The sequence below is a fragment of the Marinobacter xestospongiae genome (assembly GCF_023156385.1).
In the GTDB taxonomy this organism is placed as follows: Bacteria; Pseudomonadota; Gammaproteobacteria; order Pseudomonadales; family Oleiphilaceae; genus Marinobacter; species Marinobacter xestospongiae.
In genome coordinates this window covers 1-20,593 of record NZ_JAKZAK010000036.1, presented here as the reverse complement: position 1 = coordinate 20,593, position 20,593 = coordinate 1, and the positions used below count along the sequence as shown (strand labels likewise).

Annotated in this window: 15 protein-coding genes; 9 read left to right on the top strand and 6 right to left on the bottom strand. The window is 59.5% G+C overall.

What is annotated here, in order from left to right; all coding sequences use genetic code 11:
* Positions 1 to 141: 141 nt before the first annotated feature.
* The 4 genes from MLD24_RS20270 to MLD24_RS20255 all read right to left on the bottom strand — a co-directional run bounded on the left by MLD24_RS20270 (position 142) and on the right by MLD24_RS20255 (position 4,448).
* Positions 142 to 993: a 6-carboxytetrahydropterin synthase gene (locus tag MLD24_RS20270; RefSeq protein ID WP_248168986.1), complete on the bottom strand. Its 852-nt coding sequence runs from the start codon at positions 991 to 993 to the stop codon at positions 142 to 144.
* A 129-nt stretch (positions 994 to 1,122) separates the two neighbouring features.
* Entirely contained in the window at positions 1,123 to 2,229 is a 1,107-nt protein-coding gene (locus MLD24_RS20265) for a response regulator (protein WP_248168984.1), read from the bottom strand.
* A gap of 91 nt (positions 2,230 to 2,320) precedes the next feature.
* Positions 2,321 to 3,733: a PEGA domain-containing protein gene (locus MLD24_RS20260; RefSeq protein WP_248168982.1), complete on the bottom strand. Its 1,413-nt coding sequence runs from the start codon at positions 3,731 to 3,733 to the stop codon at positions 2,321 to 2,323.
* A gap of 190 nt (positions 3,734 to 3,923) precedes the next feature.
* Positions 3,924 to 4,448, bottom strand: a complete 525-nt coding sequence (locus tag MLD24_RS20255; RefSeq protein ID WP_227175554.1) for a hypothetical protein — start codon at positions 4,446 to 4,448, stop codon at positions 3,924 to 3,926.
* Between the two features lie 201 nt (positions 4,449 to 4,649).
* On the opposite strand from MLD24_RS20255, the gene MLD24_RS20250 reads away from it, so the two are divergent.
* On the top strand, positions 4,650 to 7,574 hold the full coding sequence (locus tag MLD24_RS20250) for an insulinase family protein (protein WP_248168980.1): 2,925 nt from the start codon (positions 4,650 to 4,652) through the stop codon (positions 7,572 to 7,574).
* A 110-nt stretch (positions 7,575 to 7,684) separates the two neighbouring features.
* Here MLD24_RS20250 and ppsR read toward each other — a convergent pair whose 3' ends face one another.
* Positions 7,685 to 8,500: a posphoenolpyruvate synthetase regulatory kinase/phosphorylase PpsR gene (ppsR, locus tag MLD24_RS20245; RefSeq protein ID WP_248168978.1), complete on the bottom strand. Its 816-nt coding sequence runs from the start codon at positions 8,498 to 8,500 to the stop codon at positions 7,685 to 7,687.
* 138 nt (positions 8,501 to 8,638) lie between these two features.
* Positions 8,639 to 9,469 carry an AraC family transcriptional regulator gene (locus MLD24_RS20240; protein WP_227175557.1) on the bottom strand — a complete coding sequence of 277 codons (831 nt, stop codon included), beginning with the start codon at positions 9,467 to 9,469 and terminating at the stop codon, positions 8,639 to 8,641.
* A 110-nt stretch (positions 9,470 to 9,579) separates the two neighbouring features.
* Here MLD24_RS20240 and MLD24_RS20235 point away from each other — a divergent pair, with 110 nt between their 5' ends.
* The 8 genes from MLD24_RS20235 (at position 9,580) to rraA (ending at position 20,466) form a co-directional block, all read left to right on the top strand.
* Complete coding sequence (locus MLD24_RS20235) at positions 9,580 to 11,595, top strand: TonB-dependent receptor domain-containing protein (RefSeq protein ID WP_248168976.1); 2,016 nt, start codon at positions 9,580 to 9,582, stop codon at positions 11,593 to 11,595.
* Between the two features lie 94 nt (positions 11,596 to 11,689).
* Positions 11,690 to 12,184: a tRNA (N6-threonylcarbamoyladenosine(37)-N6)-methyltransferase TrmO gene (gene tsaA, locus MLD24_RS20230; protein ID WP_248168974.1), complete on the top strand. Its 495-nt coding sequence runs from the start codon at positions 11,690 to 11,692 to the stop codon at positions 12,182 to 12,184.
* Entirely contained in the window at positions 12,184 to 13,791 is a 1,608-nt protein-coding gene (locus MLD24_RS20225) for an ABC transporter substrate-binding protein (RefSeq protein ID WP_248168972.1), read from the top strand. The genes tsaA and MLD24_RS20225 overlap by 1 nt, the downstream gene beginning before the upstream one ends.
* A 1-nt stretch (position 13,792) precedes the next feature.
* The gene (locus tag MLD24_RS21710; RefSeq protein WP_248168970.1) at positions 13,793 to 14,806 is read left to right on the top strand and encodes an ABC transporter permease; all 1,014 of its coding nucleotides are present in this window, start codon (positions 13,793 to 13,795) and stop codon (positions 14,804 to 14,806) included.
* A 3-nt stretch (positions 14,807 to 14,809) separates the two neighbouring features.
* Positions 14,810 to 15,643, top strand: a complete 834-nt coding sequence (locus tag MLD24_RS20215; RefSeq protein WP_248168968.1) for an ABC transporter permease — start codon at positions 14,810 to 14,812, stop codon at positions 15,641 to 15,643.
* A complete protein-coding gene (locus MLD24_RS20210) occupies positions 15,640 to 17,277 on the top strand; it encodes an ABC transporter ATP-binding protein (protein ID WP_248168966.1) in 1,638 nt (545 codons plus the stop codon). Before MLD24_RS20215 ends, MLD24_RS20210 begins: the two co-directional genes overlap by 4 nt.
* A 242-nt stretch (positions 17,278 to 17,519) precedes the next feature.
* Complete coding sequence (ppsA, locus tag MLD24_RS20205; protein ID WP_394373280.1) at positions 17,520 to 19,853, top strand: phosphoenolpyruvate synthase; 2,334 nt, start codon at positions 17,520 to 17,522, stop codon at positions 19,851 to 19,853.
* Positions 19,854 to 19,983: 130 nt separating this feature from the next.
* Positions 19,984 to 20,466, top strand: a complete 483-nt coding sequence (gene rraA / locus MLD24_RS20200; RefSeq protein ID WP_248168964.1) for a ribonuclease E activity regulator RraA — start codon at positions 19,984 to 19,986, stop codon at positions 20,464 to 20,466.
* Positions 20,467 to 20,593: the final 127 nt, after the last annotated feature.

Sequence of the window (20,593 nt, the reverse complement as noted above, 5' to 3'; positions counted from 1 at the left end):
TTTGGCAAGCCGATAGCACTATCGGTGAGCCAGCAAAGAAACCGCCTTCGGGCGGTTTTTTTGTGTCTGTTTTTCAGGGTTGTCGATTCGGAGCCGTACTTGACGGCTCCGATGTTCGGCGACTTTCGGGGGCAGCGAAGGCTATCGTATCGCGATTGCGCCTTTGCCAACCCCTTCATAGGCCTTGATCTGTACCCGATCGTCCGGATAGGCCTGCTTGCACTGGTCGGCGATGTGAGCGGCGATGAATTCCACGGTGGTGTCGGTATCCAGCAGGTAGAGTCGGGATTCCGGCAGCGCCAGGCTGAACTCGCCCTGGTTGGCCTCGTAGTCAAATCGCACGTAGCGTTGGCCCTGGCTATCGACGTAGCGGTCGCTGATGTCCTCTTCCGAGCCGATGTAAATATCCCGCCAGCGATCTGCCCAGGCTTTCTCCAGGGCTGAATCCCGATGGCCGTTGCGGTCAATGCGAATGGGGGAGCGGTGGCCGTGGGCGATGCGCTGGCAGTTCCCGACATGCTTCTTGAGGCCGTGCACGTAATGGTAGAAGGGGCCTTCGATGACTTCCTCGCGCAGGGAGATCTCGATGTCCTGAACGTTTACGGGCAGCACGGAGCGCAACTCCTGGCGGAGCAGGGCGGCTACAGCCGAGGGAACCACCCGTTCGCCGGCAAGCCAGACCACGGACTCATCCGGGCCCCGATGGTAGATGTGGCTGCCGTCGTCCAGGCGCCAGTTGAAGGCGTGGGGATCATCCGCATCCGGCACCAGGCCGGGATGGTCCCGGGGAACCACCAGGCGGTGATCTACCCGCTCGTCGATAACCCGTTTAATGGTGCGTTTGACGTTGCTGAAGTCGAACAGCATGCCCTGATCGTCAAGCTCACCGCCAAGCACCACATCCGCAATCCAGCTTTCGCCCACCAGGCCCCGGACCGGGTCCAGATACGCAAAATCGATAACGGTCAGGTTGTCTACAAAAAGATGGTTCATCAGCAGGGTCCGATCGAGGGGTGTACGTGAGAGACCTGCGAATTCTAGCAAAAATCCCCACGACGTCGCGCCCCCGATGGCCTGCCAGTGCCCCGGACGGGACACTGGCGCTCCCAGGCTGGTGGTTTGTCAGCCGATCAGGTTGGTCAGCCAGGCGATACCCAGGGCAAAAACGCTCAGGCTGACCGCCAGCCCGACGGTGTAGATCTTGGAGCTGGCCGCCCGCTGTTGGGAGACGTAGAGGTCAATGGTGCGCTGGGCGATGTCCTCTGCGGTTTCCCGTGAGATTTCATGGGCCTGCTGGATCGCTTCGGATTGCAGCGTCTGCCAGAACTCCGTGTCGATGGTCTGGACGCTGGTGATGTGGTCCTTAAGCTCGGCCATGTGCTCGCCGGTGAAGCCGCCACTGCTGGCCAGTTCCTTCTTGAGCTCCGAGAGTTCCCGGCCCAGGTTGAGGTTGACCTCGGCTGCCACCTCGTCGCGCAGGTTACGGGTCTGGTCCTCAACGCGCTGGGAAAGGGCGTCGAGGCGTTCGTTCAGGGCTGCCTGCTGGCGTTTGTCGGCCTCGTCCAGGGCCCGTTTGAGGTGATCAAACTGTTCGTCGAACAGTGAGCTCAGCAGCTCATGCAGCCGGTTGTTGATGTGGGTCTTGACCGCCGAGCGAGCGATCTGTTCGATCAATTCGCTGGTCAGCGGCACCACTTGGGCTTCGGAGTCGTGACCGTTGACGGTGGTGTCGGATTTCGGAGCCAGTTCAACAGTGGCGTCTTGCGGCAGTTCAATGCTGTCCTCGGCTGCCGCTTCGTCCAGTGCTGGCTCTTCTGGCGTGGGCTGGGGCGGCTCGGGCAACGTGCCTGCGGTAACGTCGCTGTCCAGTTGATCAAGCACCAGCGCCAGGCCGTCGTCCTGGGGCGGTTTGGTGAGGATGTTGTAGACCCCGAAATTACGGGCCTCATCCATGAACGACTGGGATTTCTTGGACGTGCACATGATAATCGGGATACCCGCGGTGTCCGGGTTGCCCTTGATGGCCTTAATGGCTTCGACGCCGTTCATGCCCGGCATCAGGTGATCCATAAAGATCACATCCGGGCGCTCACTGTGATTGAGGTAGTCCAGGGCTTCCTCGGCCGACCCCGCCATGTTGACCTTCATTTCGCGGCTTTCCAGCAATTTACTGAGCGCAAAGCGCGCGACCTTGGAATCGTCCACCAGAAGTGCATTCTTGATCGCCATGTTTAAACCTCAACCTGTTACAGCATTCGTCATTAGTGCAGGTGTATCCATGCGCTCCTTGCGGACCTGGCCTCCCTGCCTGTTATTGATTTTACCAGCCTTCAAGTTCCGGGCACTGGGTGGCCCGATAGCTTTTCTCCCGGTAGCACACCCCCGGCTCTGAAGTGCGGGCGGTGAAGACCTCGCCGGCGGAGGTGGTCAGGGTGACCTTGCCGTAGGGCTCGCCATGGCGGAAGGTTGCTTCGATCGAGCTGCCATTGGGGTTCAGCAGCAGCCCTTCACCGTGGAACTTGCCGTCAATGTATTGTCCCTGGTACTTCTTGCCATTGGCAAAGACCTCGTCACCACTGCCGTGGAAGTCGCCGTTTGAAAAGCCGCCCTCGTAGTGGCGGCCATCCGGGTAGGTCAGGGTGCCTTCACCGTGAAACTGGTCGTTCTTGAAGCCGCCGACATACAGCATGCCGTCCGCGGTTGTCAGGGAGCCATGGCCGTTGAGACGGTTGTCCTGCCATTGCCCGGTCAGGATGTCACCGTTGGCCCGGTGCAGAGTGCCCTGGCCCTGGAAACGGTCATTGGCGAACTGGCCGGTGTAGCGGCTGTCGTCCGCGGCCCGGTATTCGCCTTCACCTTCACGCTTGCCGTGGGCCCAGTCGCCTTCATAGCGGCTGCCATCGGGATACCAGGCGGTGCCCTTGCCATGGAACAGACCATCGACAAAGTGGCCCTCATACCTCAGACCGGACGCATCCTGGTAGCTGCCGTCGCCGGTGCGGACGTTGCCTTGCCACTGGCCGTCGCGGAACTCCACCCGGGTGTACTTCTCCAGTTTGCCGATCAGGGTCAGGCGGTCGCCGGCGTCGAGGTCAACACGACGGGACCAGGGCTGGTAGCCGTCCTTACTGATTTCAATGTCGTACTCGCCGGGGTCCAGGGTCAGATCCAGTCGGGTGGCGCCGTAGAACTCGCCATTGATGGCAACCGCATCGCCGTGAACGTTCGAGCGCAGGGTCAGGTGCCCGGTCGTTGGGCGGGGGGGCGGTTCCGAGATGGCGACCGGGGTAGGTTCCGGCTCGGGTTCGGGCGAGGCGGTGGCTGCGCGGGTCTCTGGCGTCGGCTCAAGTTCGGCGGCGGTTACAAAGTCCGGCGACGCCGTCAGCTCCGGTTGTGGCTCCGGATTCACCGTCGAGGCTGTGACTTCCGCGATGGCTGCGGCCTCGGTGCTGGGGGCGGGCTCTGGTGTCGAGGGTTGCTGAGCTTGCCCGGGGGCTCCGGTGGTGACGTTGTTGCTGGCGGTGTCTTCCCCGGTGACGGAAGCTGGGGCCTGCGTGTCTGGCGCCTGAGCGTCCGGTGCTGTGCTAGCTGTTTGTGTCGCCGGTTCCGTGGATGCCTGCACCGGTGTCGACTCCGTCATCAGTTGTTGATCCCGGATGGAGGCGAAACCGGCGGTCACCAGCAACATGATGGCGAGTGCGTTAAGAAACAAAAGCGGCCTGAAATCGACCATGACAACCTCTACTCCTGAGTTACAGCTTTCCTGCGATGCGATCAGGCTCCGTTCCGCTCTCCTGCAGTTGCTTTTGCTGTGTTGGTTGGGAGCGGCGGAGCCTGCGCTGAACCACGTCAATCCATACTAGCGGTTCAACGTAAGTTTATGTAACGAATGGTGACGGGAGTTTGTGAGATTGCTGGACAATTCACACTTTGTCCGGAAGCTGGTCATGGTTGAGCTGTTCCCACGCTCGCATGTAGACGTCTGCTTCGTACTGGTAGGGTGATTTGAAGGGCGTCAGCACGAAATCAAACACCAGGAAGAAGAAGCCGACCGAGAACCAGGCGATGGTCAGGGTGCTCAGGGTGTTGGCCTGGACTTCCGGGTTGGAGTCGACAAACTGGTGCAATAACGGCAGCAGGTCGCCAACCATCACCACCGGGTTGAAGCTGGCGAGTACCAGTGGCAGCCAGAAGGCGAGGAAAATCGGGAAAAAACCAAATGACCACATCACCCGCCGGAGCAGGTATATGGCCATGGCCCGCCAATAGCGCTGACGCATTTCCGGAACCTTGCGGATGCGCTCAAGGTACAGCCGACGTTCCGCCCAGTAGGCAGCTACATCGGTCGCCTGGGGCGTCGGAGCCTGGGCCGGCTGTGGTGGCAGCGGCGCGTCGGAGTCGTCAAAGTCGGACGTTGGGGAGGAACTGCCTGTGTTCTCTGTGCTCATAGTGGTTGATTGTTCCAGTGTCAGTCACCAACATGCTGTGTCAGGGGCTTACCGTCGATACGGAGCGACGCGATGCGACGTGTTACCCTACAGGGAGCCCGCAGACAACGCCACCAGCCCGACCCGAATTTCAGGGGCTGCCCTGGTGCCGACAATCGGCACCGGTACCTGGCCAAAATATACCAGAGACAGGATAGTTGCATGACAGCAGTCAGTGAACACCCGGTACATCCGGCATTCGAACAGCTCAGGAGTCACCGGATTGACACCCTCAACCTGACCGTCGAGGAGTACCGCCACCGCAAGACGGGAGCCCGTCACCTGCATATGGCTGCGGACAACGACGAGAATGTGTTCTTCGTGGCGCTGCGGACCTTTCCGATGGATTCCACTGGCGTCGCCCATATCCTGGAGCATACCGCCCTGTGTGGCAGCGAGAAGTACCCGGTTCGTGACCCTTTCTTCATGATGATCCGTCGGTCGCTGAACACGTTCATGAACGCGTTCACCAGCAGTGACTGGACCGCCTATCCGTTTGCCAGCAAGAACCGCAAGGATTTCGACAACCTGCTGTCGGTGTATCTGGATTCGGTGTTCTTCTCCAAACTGGACGAGATGGACTTCTCCCAGGAAGGCCACCGACTGGAGTTTGAGACACCGGATGATCCGGAGACACCGCTGGTTTACCGTGGGGTGGTCTACAACGAGATGAAAGGGGCGATGAGTGCGCCGACATCCCAGTTGTGGCAGAACCTCTCCAGCTATCTGTTCCCGACCACCACCTACCACTACAACAGCGGCGGCGAGCCGGACCACATCGTGGACCTGTCCTACGACGAGCTGATTCGGTTCTACCGTCACCATTACCACCCCAGTAACGCGCTGTTTGCCACCTATGGCAACATTCCCGCCCACGAGCACCACGAACGCTTTGAGGAGCTGGCGCTGAGCCGCTTCGATCACCAGCACGTGGAGTTGCCGGTACGCGACGAGAAACGGATGTATGCGCCGCTGAATGTGGAGCAGGGCTACGCCATCGGCGAAGACGAATCCGCCGACAACAAAACCCACATCGTGATGGGCTGGCTGCTGGGGCACAGTTTTGATCTGCAGCAGAACCTGGAGGCCCACCTGCTGGCCAACGTACTGCTTGAGAACAGCGCTTCGCCGCTGATGCGGGCGCTGGAAACGTCGGAGATCGGCCAGTCGCCGTCACCGCTGTGCGGACTGGAGGACTCCAACCGGGAGATGACCTTTGTCTGCGGAATCGAGGGTAGTGAGCCGGGTCGCGATGGCGAATTGGAGCAACTGATTGAAAAGGTGCTCAGCGATGTTGCCGAGCAGGGCGTCAGTCAGGAGCGGCTGGAGGCGATTCTGCATCAGCTTGAACTGCACCAGCGCGAGATTGCCGGAGACCAGTTCCCTTACGGCCTGCAGCTGATTATGAGCGCCATCTCGCCGATGGTGCACGGTGGTGATCCGGTGGCGCTGCTGGATCTGGAGCCCGTTCTGGCCCAGTTGCGGGAGAAGATCCGGGAGCCGGATTACGTGCCCAACCTGGTCCGGCGGCTGCTGCTGGACAATCCCCATCGGGTAACGCTGACCCTGCGCCCGGACCAGTCCCTGGAACACCGTCGTCAGGCCGCCATCCAGCAGGCGTTGGCGCAACGCAAGGCCGAACTCAGCGACGACGACAAACGCCAGATCATCGACAGGGCGGAGGCGCTGGAGGCCCGTCAGCACCGCAAGGACGACGACACCATCCTGCCCAAGGTGGATCTGAGCGATGTTCCGCTGCAGACGCCGGAGCCGCAATCCCGGGCCGTCGAAGGCTTCCCGGCAACGCTGTATGCCCGTGGCACCAACGGCCTGGTGTACCAGCAGATCATCGTACCGCTGCCGGAACTGAGTGAAGACGAGCTGTTGTTGTTGCCGCTGTACACCACCTGTGTGACCGAGGTGGGCTGTGGCGAGCTGGATTACCTGCAGATGCAGGACCGCATTTCTGCCGAATCCGGTGGTGTGGGTGCCTTCACCTCGGCCCGTGGGCGGATTGACGATGTTCAGGACCTGTCCGGTTATCTGGTGTTCAACGGCAAGGCCCTGGCCCGCAATCGCGAAGCGCTCGGTGATCTACTGGCGGATCTCGCTGTTCATGCCCGGTTCGACGAACAGGAACGCATCCGGGAACTGATCGCCCAGGTTCGGGCTCGTCGCGAGCAATCCGTGACCGGTAGCGGCCACGCCCTGGCGATGGGCGCTGCTTCCCAGGGGCTCAGCTCGGGCGGCTGGCTGGCCTATCGTCTTGGCGGTCTGGCGGCCATTCGTGAAATCAAGGCGTTGGATCGGGCGCTGGAAAGTGCGGATGAACTGAAGGCGTTGTGCCAGCGTCTGGCAGACCTTCATGAGCGCCTGCGCCAGCAGGATCGGCAGTTCCTGGTGATTGGGGAAGATGAACAGCTGTCGCCGATGGTGGATCACTTGCGTCAGCGCTGGTCGCAGCCTGACAGCGGTACCGGCAGCCAGTGGTCACTGGCGCCGGTGGACTACCAGACCCGTCAGGCCTGGCTTACCTCCACTCAGGTGAGCTTCTGCGCCAAGGCATACCCGACCGTAGCGGTGGATCACCCGGATGCGGCGGCCCTGACTGTGCTGGGCGGTTTCCTGCGCAACGGCTACCTGCACCGGGCGATCCGTGAGAAGGGAGGCGCCTACGGTGGCGGTGCTGGTCAGGACAGCATCAATGGCACCTTCCGCTTCTTCTCCTACCGCGACCCCCGGCTGGGCGAAACCCTGGCCGATTTCGATCAGGCTCTGGACTGGTTGCAGACGGAGGATCACGATCCCCAGGCGCTGGAAGAATCCATTCTCGGTGTGATCGGGCAGCTCGATAAGCCGCGCTCACCGGCTGGCGAGGCGCGTCATGCCTTCCAGAACCGCCTGTTTGGCCGCACGCCCGAGCAGCAGGCGCGGTTTCGCGAGCGGGTTCTTGCGGTGACGATGGACGATCTGAAGCGAGTGGCCAGCACCTGGCTGACACCTGAGAAGGCAAGCATTGCCGTGGTGACCAGTGCGGATCGCCGGGCCGAGGCGGAAGCACTCGGACTGAACATCGAAGAGCTGTAACGCGGTCAGCGCCCGTCTCTGGTGAGGCACTCTCTCCGGAGGCGGGCGTACTCTCACATCGCCAGCGGTGCGCCCTTGCCGACTGGTTCTGCTTTTTCCCGGTCTACGCCTCAGCGGTTTCGCCGCAGGCCGGTGGTGACCATGATCCGGGTAGAAATCTCTTCCACCGAATAGGCGGTGGTGTTCATGAACGGAATCCGCTCCCGCCGGTACATCAGTTCAATCTCTTCGATCTCGTGCATGCACTGCTTCAGCGATGAGTACCTTGAATTCGGCCGCCGCTCGTTGCGGATGACCGCCAGCCGTTCCGGCTCGATGGTCAGGCCAAAAATCTTGCCCTTGTGGGGGCGGAGAGCCTCGGGCAGCTGCTCGTCCATCAGATCTTCTTCGGTGATGGGATAGTTCGCTGCCTTGACGCCATATTGCAGTGCAAGGTAGAGGCAGGTAGGCGTTTTGCCACTGCGGGATGCCCCGACCAGGATCAGGTCGGCCTCAGTGTACTGCCGGGTGCGGGCACCGTCGTCATTATCGAGGGCAAAGTTGACAGCGTGAATGCGCCGTTCGTAGTTGCTCTCGTTGCTGATGGCGTGGGATTTACCCACGGTGTAGGACGACGATGACTGCAGTTCGGTTTCCAACGGCTGCAGGAAGGTGCCAAAGATATCCACCATAAAGCCATTGGCCTGGCTGATGATGGCGCGGATGTCGTTGTTGACGATGGTGTCGAACACCAGGGGCTTGCTGCCGTCCAGCTCCGCTGCCTGATTGATCCTCTCCACCAGCTCGGTGGCTTTGCCTGTGTCATCGACGTAGGGCACCGTGACCCGCTCGAACTCAATCTTTTCAAACTGGGCCAGCAGGCTGTTTCCCAGGCCTTCGGCGGTGAGGCCTGTGCCATCGGAGATAAAGAAGGCTGTGCGTTTCATAACGTTATCGGAGCTTCCATCGACGCGAAAGCTCTAACTTACCGAATCAAAAGGGGGGAGGGAACCTTTGCGTTGGAGCCGTCCTGCAAAGCCGCGCCTTGGGTGTGGACCGCTTGGAAGGCCCAAGATGATCCAGAGTCAATCAGAGGCGCCTTCACCGAAAGGGGCATTGGCGAAGTAGTGGGCGGGGGAATCCCCCAGAGCACGGCGAAACATGACGATGAAGTTGCTTGGCGATGCATAGCCAAGAGCGTGCGCTACATCCGCAACTGTTGCCCCGCGGGCGAGCATTTCAAGCGCATGGATCAACTGGGCTTGCTGTCGCCATTGCCCGAAGCTCATGCCGGTTTCCTCACGGATGAGCCGGCGCAAGGTACGTGCAGACATTGCACTAGTGGCAGCCCACTGCTCGATCGTACGGTATTTCGCTGGGTCTTCGAGGATCATCCGGGTCAACGACGCCAGACGGGCTTCTTTGGGGATCGGGAGATGTAGGGATTCGTGCGGTGTCCGGCCAATTTCGTCGATGATAACGCTGAGAATACGCTCCTGGTCCGCAACCAATGGATCAAGTTTGCTCCAGCCTATGGTCCTGGTTACCAGTGCCTCCAGCAACTCGCTTACGCCAATCACACAGGGTTTGCCGGGCAAATCCTCGCACACCTCCGGCGTCAGCATCAGCATCCAGCCATTGGGTGCGCTGCTGAATCTGATGACGTGCATGGCTTCCGGTGGAATCCATCCGGCACGGTGGGGTGGCAGTATCCAGGAGCCCTCTTGGGTCTCGACGTGAATAAGGCCCGATTCGACGCTGAACATCTGTCCCCGTCGATGACGGTGCCAGTTGTATGACCGTTCACCCGGTCGTTGCGAATCACTCGAGTTGTCCTTCCACCATCGTGAGATCAGCGGCGGACCACCCAGCCATTCGCTGAACTCATTGTCATGGACGTTGTTGGAGTCGTTCATGCTGGCCACTTTTCAATATTTTTAGTCCATATACGGTTACTCGGGCAAGGAATCTATCAGACAGAATAGCGAATGCAACTCGTTCCCATTATTCATGCTGGTAACAATCTATGTTGGATATTTCTGCTGTTCTCTGCCATGGACGTGCTTCACAGGCCGCTCGTGACCAGCCGTTGCCGACGGCGGTCCTGTGCTGGGTTGGTGTGTTGGCTGCCCCTGGAATTGCTCAGGCGCAACAACCGGTTACGGTCAACCTTGAGCCCATCGTTGTTAAAGGCACACCGCTTGAGGATGCCTCGCCTAATGTCATCGACGAAGGGAAGATCAGGCTGCAGCAACCGACGACGCTCAATGAGCTGTTCTTTAGAAGCAGCGATGTTTCGGTGAGCGGTGGGAACCGCACGACCGCGCAAAAAGTCTACGTGCGTGGTCTCGAAGACACTCGGCTCAACGTCACCATTGACGGGGCCAAGACGTCTGGAACGCTCTCCCCGCATAACGGCAACAATGGCATTGATCCGTTTATTCTCAAGCGCGTGACGGTTGATGCGGGCCCTGGCTCTGCGCTGTCCGGTCCGTCTGCGCTGGGCGGATTGATCGCCTACGAAACCAAGGCGGTTGAGGACTTCCTGTTACCCGATGAACGGTTTGGTGCTGCTGTGCGGTTGTCTGGCCAAACCAATGGCGAGCGGCTGTCTCCTGGCGCGGCGGTCTATGGCATGCCCGACGACCGCATCGGGTTTGTGTTCTACGGTTCCAAAGACAACGCCGATAACTACCGCGCCGGTAACGGCGAGGATGTCACCTACACCGATAACGAACCGCTTAACCTCTTCGCCAAACTGCAGTATCAACCCGCGGAAGCCCATGCCATCAACTTGAGTTCGATCTATCGAGAGGACAATGGCCTGCGCGCCGCCCAGGTGAATTTCGGTGTTGATCCCTCGCACCCTCGCGCCACAGCGGAAGATCAGGAGCACATACAGCGCACCAGTACCGTGTCCTATGAGTACGCCCCAGCCAGCAGCCCCTATGTGAATCTGGTCGCCTCCATTCAGGAGAATGAAACCGAATTGAGGCGATTGCGGGCCAGTAACCAGACGGCGTCATGGCGAAGCCGCGGGGCAAACATCCAGAACCGGTCGACGATCGGACAGTTTTACGTTGTCTATGGCGTTGACTATTTGTCAGAACGGTCCCGCGGAGTGGTTGCTGCGACGGTTGATGAATCGGAAACGGCCAGGAACATCGGCGCCTTCCTTCAGTTGGACTACAGTCTGTCGGAGCAGTGGCAACTCAGTGCTGGCTTGCGCTACGACAACGGCGCCCTGACAGACCTCGCGGGAAACGATTATGACGGCGCGAACGTCAGCCCGAACGTCGGTCTGACGTTCGCGCCCATTGGCGGACTGACGTTCTCGGCATCTTGGGCGGAGGCGTTTCGTGGTGTTCAACCCGCACCGGGGCTGAATCTCATGGCGGGCATTGATGCTGGAGCCACTGATACCTCGTTGGAGGGCGAAGTCTCAAGAGCGTTCGAACTGGGTGTTGACTATGTCTGGCGTGAGTTTGTAGCCGGCGTCACCGCATTTCAAACCGACATTGAGGATGTCGTTCTTTTTGGCGGCCGTGGCGGCGCACCGTTTTCCCGCAGCAATGGCGGCAAAGCGGAAATCTCCGGGATAACCGCAAACCTTGGCTATCACTGGCACAACTGGGTTACCCAGGCGTCGTACACGCAGACCGAAACGACGTTGGGTGGGCGCCCGGTCAGCCCGGATGACTGGTACGACGGGTTCGCGCCGCAGGGCGATAAACTCGCGGTCGCCGTGGGGTATCAGTTCCGTCCTGCAGACCTGTACCTGGAATGGAACAGCGTGTTCGTGTTTGCCGAGCGCGACCTGCCGGAAAGCTTCACGTCGGCAGACAAATTGTCTGGTTACCACGTTCATGACGTTTCCCTGTTCTGGCGGCCGCAGGCGCGACAGGAGTTCAGCGTTGCTGTCACGAACCTGCTGGATGAAGCCTATGTGGCACACGGAACGCCCTATAACGTGCCCGGAGGCACGACCAATCTCTATGAAATGGGGCGCAGCGCCCGTTTAACTGCGCTGCTGAGGTTCTAGGAGAGCCTCTGAGTAACTTCGAATCCTGTCCCTGATATTCCGGCAATCTGCTGACCATTAAACGTATTTATGACCACATCCAGGAGAACCCGCTATGTCTGCCAACAGCCAAGATACCGTCATCAAACTGACTGCGATCGGTAAAATCAGCACGAACGCCGATGCGCTCAGTGAGTGTGTGGCCTCAAGCCGACTCAACAGTGATGAGAGCCTGATTGAAGTAAGGCCAGAGTTGGAAGAGGCCCTGACAAACATCCAGCTCGCAACGCACTTGATCGTACTTTACTGGTTCGAACAGGCGGACCGGACTGCGCTGATGCGTACGGTTAGGCCTGGCGAGTCCCTGCGCCGGGGCGTATTTGCAAGTCGCTCGCCGAATCGTCCCAACCCGGTGGCGCTCAGTATCGTCAGGTTGCTGGAGCGGGATGGCAACCGCTTGCGGGTCAGTGGGCTTGATTGCCTCGACGGCACATTGCTCCTGGACCTCAAGCCCTATGTACCGTCTGACGATCGTATTGACGATGCGCGCATCGGCTGGGAAGGGGGCTGTGTCTCGACCTGTCTTTGTAACGAGGAGGTTGAGCAGTAATGTCGAAGGGCCGGAACGCGCTCCTTGGTATTGGTGGTCTGGGAGGCCTTGTTGTTGCCATGGTCGTTATGTTGGCTGATCAGCCTGACGCAACACAGGCCTCTGCTGGGGAACATGTGCTCGTGATCACCCAAGCGGATGGCGATCAGGGGTTGCTTGCGCCTTTTGCGCATCGTCGTAATGGTCTCGGCTATCTCTACACCAGCTATGTGTTTGACAGCCTGGTGGGGCAAGATGCCCATGGCAAGGTCGCTCCGGCACTGGCTGAATCCTGGCAGGAACTGGATGGTGGCCTCGCCTACGACATCAGACTGCGGCAGAACGCACAGTGGCATGATGGCGTGCCGGTGACGGCGGCCGATGTGGCTTTCACATTTTCCTACCTGTCATCCCACCCATACCCGTTTGCGACTGTAGAGGGGATTGCATCGGTTACCGTGATCTCTGACACGCAGATTCATCTGACGCTGAAGCAGCGGGACGCGAGCTTTCTGTCCCATACACTGATGGCCTTACCGATACTGCCTGAACACGTTTACGCCGATCAGGCGAGGCCCGAGCGCTTCACCGGATTAGACGCCGCGACCGGAAGCGGGCCTTACAGTCTGATCAGTTATGACAAGGTGCAAGGCCGTTACCTGCTTCAGCGCAACAGGGATTACTACGATGGCGCTCCTCGGTATGAGCAACTGGCTCTGGTTCGCATGGCTCCGGATCGCGCGATTGAGGCAATGCGGGCCGACGAGGTGGACATCGTTTCAGACTTGCCCATGGACCGGGTCGAGTATGCCAAAAAGCAGGGGTTGAACGTGGTAACGGCGCTGGGAAATCACCCCGTACGCCTGGTATTCAACAGCGGTGGTTCGTTAAGTGACAGAAACCTGCGCCGGGGGATCGCCTATGGCATTGATCGGCAGGCACTGGTGAAGATCGTACACCGTGGTGATGCGGTGATCGCAGAAACAGGGTACTTGCAGCGAGGTTCGCCGTGGTTTTCGGTGCAAAGCCACCCTCGCAATTACGCCTATGACCCTGAGGAAGCAGCCGTGCTTTTCGAAACGTCGGGCTGGCAATCCGACGACGGCGTCTGGCAGGCGGGCGGACGTCCTGTTCAGTTGCGCCTGATCACTGACAAACGACATGCCCAGATGGCGACGGTCATCGCCGACCAATTGGAAAGGCTTGGCATTGGTATTGCTCTCCGCGTTCTCGAGCGCGGTGCGCTGCAAGAGCGAATCGCCAGCGGTGATTACGATCTGCGACTCTCTTCCAGCAGTGCCATGGGTGATCCAAACGGGTTACGGGACCGGGTTCTTGGTGACAATTGGCGAAGCGACCGTTATGCCGACCACCAGGGCGACATCGGGGCCGTTCTGGATGCCCAGGCGAGAGCGTTGGATGCGGTGGAACGAAAAGCCATTCTGGCGAGATTTCAGACGCTCTATGCAGAAGAACTGCCCGCCTACATGCTCACCAACCCCTACCTGGCGACCGCCTATAGCAATCGGGTTCATCCTTACTACCTGCCAGACGGCGTCGCCATCGGCATACCGCTGGCGTTGCCCAAGTCAGTCTTTCTGGCTTCGCCTCCTCTCGCGGGACAATAGCGTGTCGTTTGGTCTGTTAACCGCCGTGCCAAAAGCAGGCGGGCATGCTCAGATACCCGAACTGCTGCGCGGGTTTGCGACGCGACTGGCGGTTTTCTTACTGTTGCTGGCGCTGACCTTTGCATTGCCCCGGCTGTTGCCGGGTGACCCGGTGGAACTGTTGCATTCATCCGACCTGATGAGAGAACTCACCGCAGCCGAAGAACAGCAGCTCTATCGCTCAATGGGCCTGGAAGGGAGCTGGCTTGATCAGTTTGCGGGTTATATGGCGGCCGTCCTGCAGGGTAATCTGGGATATTCGATTCAACATGGCGCGGCGGTATCGCAGTTGCTGGCACATGCGTTGCCGTGGACTGGGCTGTTGATCCTGGGCGCGATGCCCATTGCCCTGCTCATCGGAGTAACCGCCGGCATCGAAGCCGGGCGCTGTCCCCACGGTCCGTTCGACCTGATCGCAACTGGCCTGATGACCTGCCTGTCGAGCGTCCCTCCCTTTGCCTGGGCGATTCTGCTTGTGCTGGTATTCGGCGTGATGTGGCCGATATTGCCGCCGGCCGGCGCCCAGTCTGTCATGCCTCCACACGGTGCGGTGCAGCGAGCCATCGACATTGCCTGGCATGCTGTCTTGCCGATGCTGTCCCTCGCGTTGCATGAAGTGGCCAGATTCTATTTTCTGTGCCGCGGTGAGGCCGTTGGCCTGTCGTCGCGCCCGTTTATCGTCAATGCCCGGGCGCGCGGTCTTGGTGGCCTGCGCGAGCGCATCCACTATTACGGTCGCAACCTGCTGCCTGCTGTGCTTGCGCGTTTGAGTGACTCTGTCACTGGCCTGGTTGGTACCGTGGTGTTTGTTGAAATCGTGTTTTCCTATCCCGGGCTCGGTGGATTGATCTATGACGCCATCGGGGATCGAGACTATGTCCTGCTACAGGGAGCGGTGCTGTGGCTCGCCGCTTTCGTGCTGCTGATGAACTGGTTGCTGGATGCCGTCGTCAGCGTACTCGCGCGCAGGGGGTAATGCATGGCTTTTAGAGCGTCGGAGGCCGGTCACCGGAAGGGCGATTGGAGATGGTGGGCGGCGCTGATTGCACTACTGTCGGCCGTCACGTTCGCAGGTCTGTTCACTTCCGAGCCTTACCGGACGAGTACCGATGTGTTGATGCCGCCGTCCACACAGCATTGGCTTGGCACCAATGCTGTTGGTCAGGATGTGTGGACCGGGTTGCTCTTGGCGGCGCCAAATACGGTTGTCATTGCGTTTACCTCCGCTTTTCTGGCTTTGGCCATCGCCGTGTTCTTTGCAATGGCAAGCGCGGTCGGAGTACCACTGGTGAGGGCAGGGATACTGCGAACGGTCGACATGTTTCAGACCATCCCGGCGATACTCTTCCTTCTGCTTGTGGCCGCCTGGGTGCAGCCGGGCATGCTGGGAATTGTGCTGATCATCGGGTTGAGCGCGTGGCAGGACGATGTGCGCGTTATCCGGGCTGCTGTGCTGCGCGAGTCGACGCGGGAGAATGTCCAGTATGTCAGGCATCAGGGTGGGAGCTGGCTCTACTGTGCCATCCACCATCTGATTCCCGCTGTTTGGCCATTGCTTGTCAGTCTGTATCTTCAGGCAACGCGCCATGCCGTCATGAAAACGGCGGGCCTGGCGTTCCTGGGCCTGACGGACCCGCGCCTCCTGACCTGGGGCGGCATGATGCAGGGTGCGATGGATCATCTTTACGGCGATGCATGGCGTTGGTTGCTTGTTCCGCCGGCTGTGTGTCTGGCCATGTTTCTGTATCTGGTTCTGTCCCTCGGCAAAATTGCAGAGCGGCAATCCATGGCGCGGTCATCGGTGGGCCCATGATTCGGGTTGAGCGTCTTTGCCTCCGGGTGTTCGACAACCTTGTGTTGAGGGATATCTCGTTTCAGGTTGACCGTGGTGAAACACTGGCTTTGGTGGGCGAGTCCGGCGGTGGCAAGACCAGTCTGGCACGCCTGATGGCCGGTCTGCTTCACGGTCAGCCGTGCCGCCAGCCGCGTGGTTGTGTCAGGGCGCGTGGCCGCTTCCGCTGGTCAGGCACGGTCTGGTTCGATGGTTTTGAGATTCTGAGAGCCCGCCCCCGGCAGGTACAGGCGTTCCGCGTCCGTGAACTCGGCTGGCTCCCCCAGGCACTGTCAGATGCCCTGAACCCGAACCTTACCGTCATCCAGCACGTTCAGGAGTTGCTGGAGGCCGGTGGTCGCACGTGCGCTGATGCACATGGATTGTGTGTCGCACACCATATTCCCGTCGACCTGCATCATCGCTACCCGTCAGGACTGAGCGGCGGAGAAATTCAGCGCTTGTTAGCCGCATTGGCAATGGCGAACAACCCGCGCTATCTCATCCTTGATGAGCCGACGGCGTCGTTGGATCACGGCAATCGCGAGCGTGTCATCGAGTCGTTCGGCAAAGGCCGCGAAGAACGATGCCAACTGCTGATAACCCATGACCTGGATCTGGCCCGGAGGATCGCTGATCGCATTGGCGTGCTCCGGAATGGCCGGCTGGTTGAGGTCGGGCCGGTTGCAACCGTGTTCGGCTGTCCCGAGCATGACTATACCCGTAAGCTCCTGAGCATCCGGCATGAAGCAACGTATTCCGGCCCTTGGTGTGGTGGACGTGCGCAGGCCGCTATTCCGGAGCCCGGTAAGGGGCGGGCTTGCCGTCAGTTGGTCCGTGACGGTGTCTCGCCAGGGCCTGACTCATCAAAAGAACCGTGCCGTCTTGTTGAAGGTCTGGAGATCCTGGGTCTATCCCACGAGTACGCCGGTCAGCCGGTGCTCGAGGATATCTCCCTGTTTGTCCCGATCGGTACATGTCTTGTCGTCACAGGGGAAAGTGGCTCCGGAAAATCGACCTTGGCCCGCTTGCTGGCGGGGTTTGAGCCGGTTCGGAGAGGGAAAGTCACCTGGCGCAGTCCTTTGCATCCGGAAGGTGCTGGCCGGAGCAGCTTGCGTCCGGTGTTGATCTCTCAGCACTCTCACAGGGCGTTGGCGCCTCATTTCAGTGTTTGCGATGTCCTTGCAGAGGCGTTCCAGCTGGAAAATAACAAGCGCGGTTCTCTGCGGGCAAAAAGTGCCGGCGTCGGTATTGAGCGAATGATCTCTCTTCTTGATCGGGTAGGGTTGCCAACGGCAAAAGCGTTCCTGCAACGCAAGACCGCCGCACTGTCCGGTGGCGAAGCCCAGCGTCTGGTGATTGCGCGGGCCCTTGTCGGTAATCCATGCTGCCTTGTAGCCGATGAACCCACGTCCGCGCTGGATATGGCATCATGCCAGCAGGTCCTGATGCTGTTGGATGAATTGAAGCGGTTCGGGAAGGTTGCGATCGTCGTTTTTACGCATGATCAGCGTGTTGTGCGGCACCTGGCCGACCAGGCTGTCTTGCTGGGAGGCGGGCGGCTGCAGCCACTTTCTGTCGGGCAGCGGATGGCTGATGCTCCAGTGAGCCTCTGATTCACTCCGTATCGCCTCTGCGCGGCTCAGCCCATCGTGGACGCCACACGGAGTTTTTAAGAAGCTCCCTAGGTAAACGCTTCAGGTTACAGTATGATACACCGCAAGTTCGAGCGCTTGGATGAGCCTTACAGGGTAACAGTCCACGAGCGACCCGGTTCTGACTGACAGCGCTCTTTGCTTTTCAGACTCATGGGAGACGCGTTTTGGAAGATTACATTATCTGGTTTGAAAACCTGGGAATGTCCGATGTTGACCGGGTCGGGGGCAAGAATGCATCCCTCGGTGAAATGATCAGTAATCTCGCCAACGCTGGTGTTACCGTTCCGGGTGGATTTGCCACCACGGCCCATGCCTATCGTGAATTTCTGGCCAAAGACGGTCTCAAGGACCGTATCGATAACGCGCTGGATGCCCTCGATATCAATGACGTGAATGAACTCGCCCGTGTCGGTGCCGAGATTCGACAGTGGGTTATTGATACGCCGTTCCCGGCGCAACTGGAAGAAGCCCTGGAAACGGCCTACGACCAGCTGCGAAACGGCAACGACAATCTGGCTGTTGCGGTGCGTTCCTCGGCCACGGCAGAAGACCTGCCGGACGCTTCCTTTGCCGGTCAGCAGGAAACCTTCCTCAACGTGGTTGGCCTCGACAAGGTCAAAACGTCGGTTAAGGAAGTGTTCGCCTCGCTGTTCAACGACCGCGCGATCTCCTATCGGGTACATCACGGCTTTGATCACAAGCTTGTTGCGCTGTCGGCAGGCATCCAGAAGATGGTTCGCAGTGAAACGGCCGCCGCGGGGGTGATGTTCACCCTGGACACCGAATCCGGTTTCCGTGACGTGGTGTTTGTGACCGGCTCCTACGGTCTCGGTGAAACGGTGGTTCAGGGTGCGGTCAACCCGGATGAATTCTATGTCCACAAGCCCACCCTTGAGGCCGGCCGGCCTGCGGTACTGCGTCGTAATCTAGGCAGCAAAGCCATCAAGATGGTCTACGCCGGCCCGGATTCCGACCATTTCGTGGATACCGTGAAAGTCGAGCAGGAACAGCGAGGCCTGTTCTGCATCACCGACGAGGAAGTGTCCGAGCTGGCCAAGCAGGCCATGATCATCGAACGACACTACCAGCGTCCGATGGATATCGAGTGGGCCAAAGACGGTGACGATGGCCGCATCTATATTGTTCAGGCCCGTCCGGAGACCGTTAAGAGTCGTGCGGCGGCCAACGTTATGGAACGTTACCTGCTGAAAGAGCAGGGCAAGGTTCTGGTTGAGGGGCGCAGCATCGGCCACAAGATCGGCAGCGGTCCGGTCAAGGTCATCACCAGCATCAACGAGATGGATCGGGTTCAGGCTGGCGATGTGCTGGTGACGGACATGACCGACCCGGATTGGGAGCCGGTGATGAAGCGTGCATCCGCGATCGTGACGGATCGTGGTGGCCGTACCTGTCACGCCGCCATCATTGCCCGCGAGCTGGGTATTCCGGCGGTTGTGGGTTGTGGCGACGCCACTGAAGTGTTGAAGGAAGATCAGGAAGTCACGGTGTCCTGCGCCGAGGGCGATACCGGCATGATCTACGAGGGCAGCCTGGACTTTGAGCTGCGCGAGAACACTGTCGATTCCATGCCGAACATCCCGTTCAAGATCATGATGAACGTGGGTAACCCGGATCGTGCCTTCGACTTCCAGGCGCTGCCAAACGAGGGTGTTGGCCTTGCCCGTCTGGAATTCATCATCAACCGGATGATTGGGGTACATCCCAAGGCACTGCTGAACTTCGACAGCCTGCCGCGGGACATTCACCAGACGGTCGAGAAGCGCATCTCCGGTTACACCTCCCCGGTGGATTTTTACGTCGACAAACTGGTTGAGGGGATCTCCACCCTGGCGGCAGCCTTTGCGCCGAAAAAGGTGATCGTGCGCCTGTCAGACTTCAAGTCCAATGAGTACGCCAACCTTATCGGCGGCACGCTGTACGAGCCGGATGAAGAGAACCCGATGCTGGGCTTCCGGGGCGCATCCCGTTACATCTCAGAGAACTTCCGCGACTGCTTTGAGCTGGAATGCCGGGCGCTGAAAAAAGTCCGTGACGAAATGGGGTTCACCAACGTCGAGATCATGGTGCCGTTCGTGCGCACCGTTGGCGAAGCCCAGCAGGTGGTTGAGCTGCTGTCGCAAAATGGCCTCAAGCGTGGCGAGAATGGGCTGCGGGTGATCATGATGTGTGAGCTTCCCGCCAATGCGCTGCTGGCAGATCAGTTCCTCGAGCACTTCGATGGTTTCTCCATCGGTTCCAACGACCTGACCCAGCTGACACTGGGGCTGGATCGGGATTCCGGTATCGTGGCGCACCTGTTTGATGAGCGCAACGACGCCGTCAAGGCGCTGCTGTCCAATGCCATTCAGGCCTGCCGCAAGGCTGGCAAGTACGTGGGCATCTGTGGTCAGGGTCCCTCGGATCATCCAGACCTGGCCAAGTGGCTGATGGATCAGGGCATCGATACCGTTTCCCTGAACCCGGATTCGGTGCTGGATACCTGGTTCTTCCTCGCTGATGAGAAGATTGACTGACCGGGGCACCAGAACCCCGGCATATAACGACCTTCAGGAGCCGCCCTGGTCACATGTCGACGGGCAATCATGTCGATGGCTGGGGCGGCTTTGAATCGTCTATACGCAGAGTTAGAAGGAGAGATAAACGGTGCCAATCGTAACACCCGATCTTTGTGATGATTACCCGGAGATTCAGGTCGTCGAGCCTGGGTTCCGGAACTTTGGTGGCGTTTCCGCCTTTGGTGGCGAAATCGTTACCGTCAAATGCTTTGAAGACAACTCGGTGGTCAAGGAGCAGGTCGGTCTGCCTGGCAATGGCCGGGTGATGGTTGTTGACGGTGGTGGCTCCAAGCGCAACGCGCTACTGGGAGATATGCTGGCGGAGAAGGCTGCAAGCAACGGCTGGGCCGGGCTGGTGATCTACGGCTGTATCCGTGATGTCGATGTGATCGGTGAGACCCAGTTGGGCGTTCAGGCTTTGGGCACCCACCCCCGCAAGACCGACAAACGCGGTATTGGCGATCTCAATGTGCCGGTGACCTTTGGCGGCGTGACCTTCCACCCCGGTCACTATATCTACGCCGACAACAATGGCATCGTCGTGTCAGAGCAAGCGTTGAACGTCGATTGATCTGAGTTGCACGCCGGTAGCCTGTAAAAAGAGCGATCCATTGGATCGCTCAGACTGCTGACAAACCCCGGTTTTCCGGGGTTTGTTGCATTTGGTCGTTCTGTTTTCAGCCGACGGCCGCTTGAGT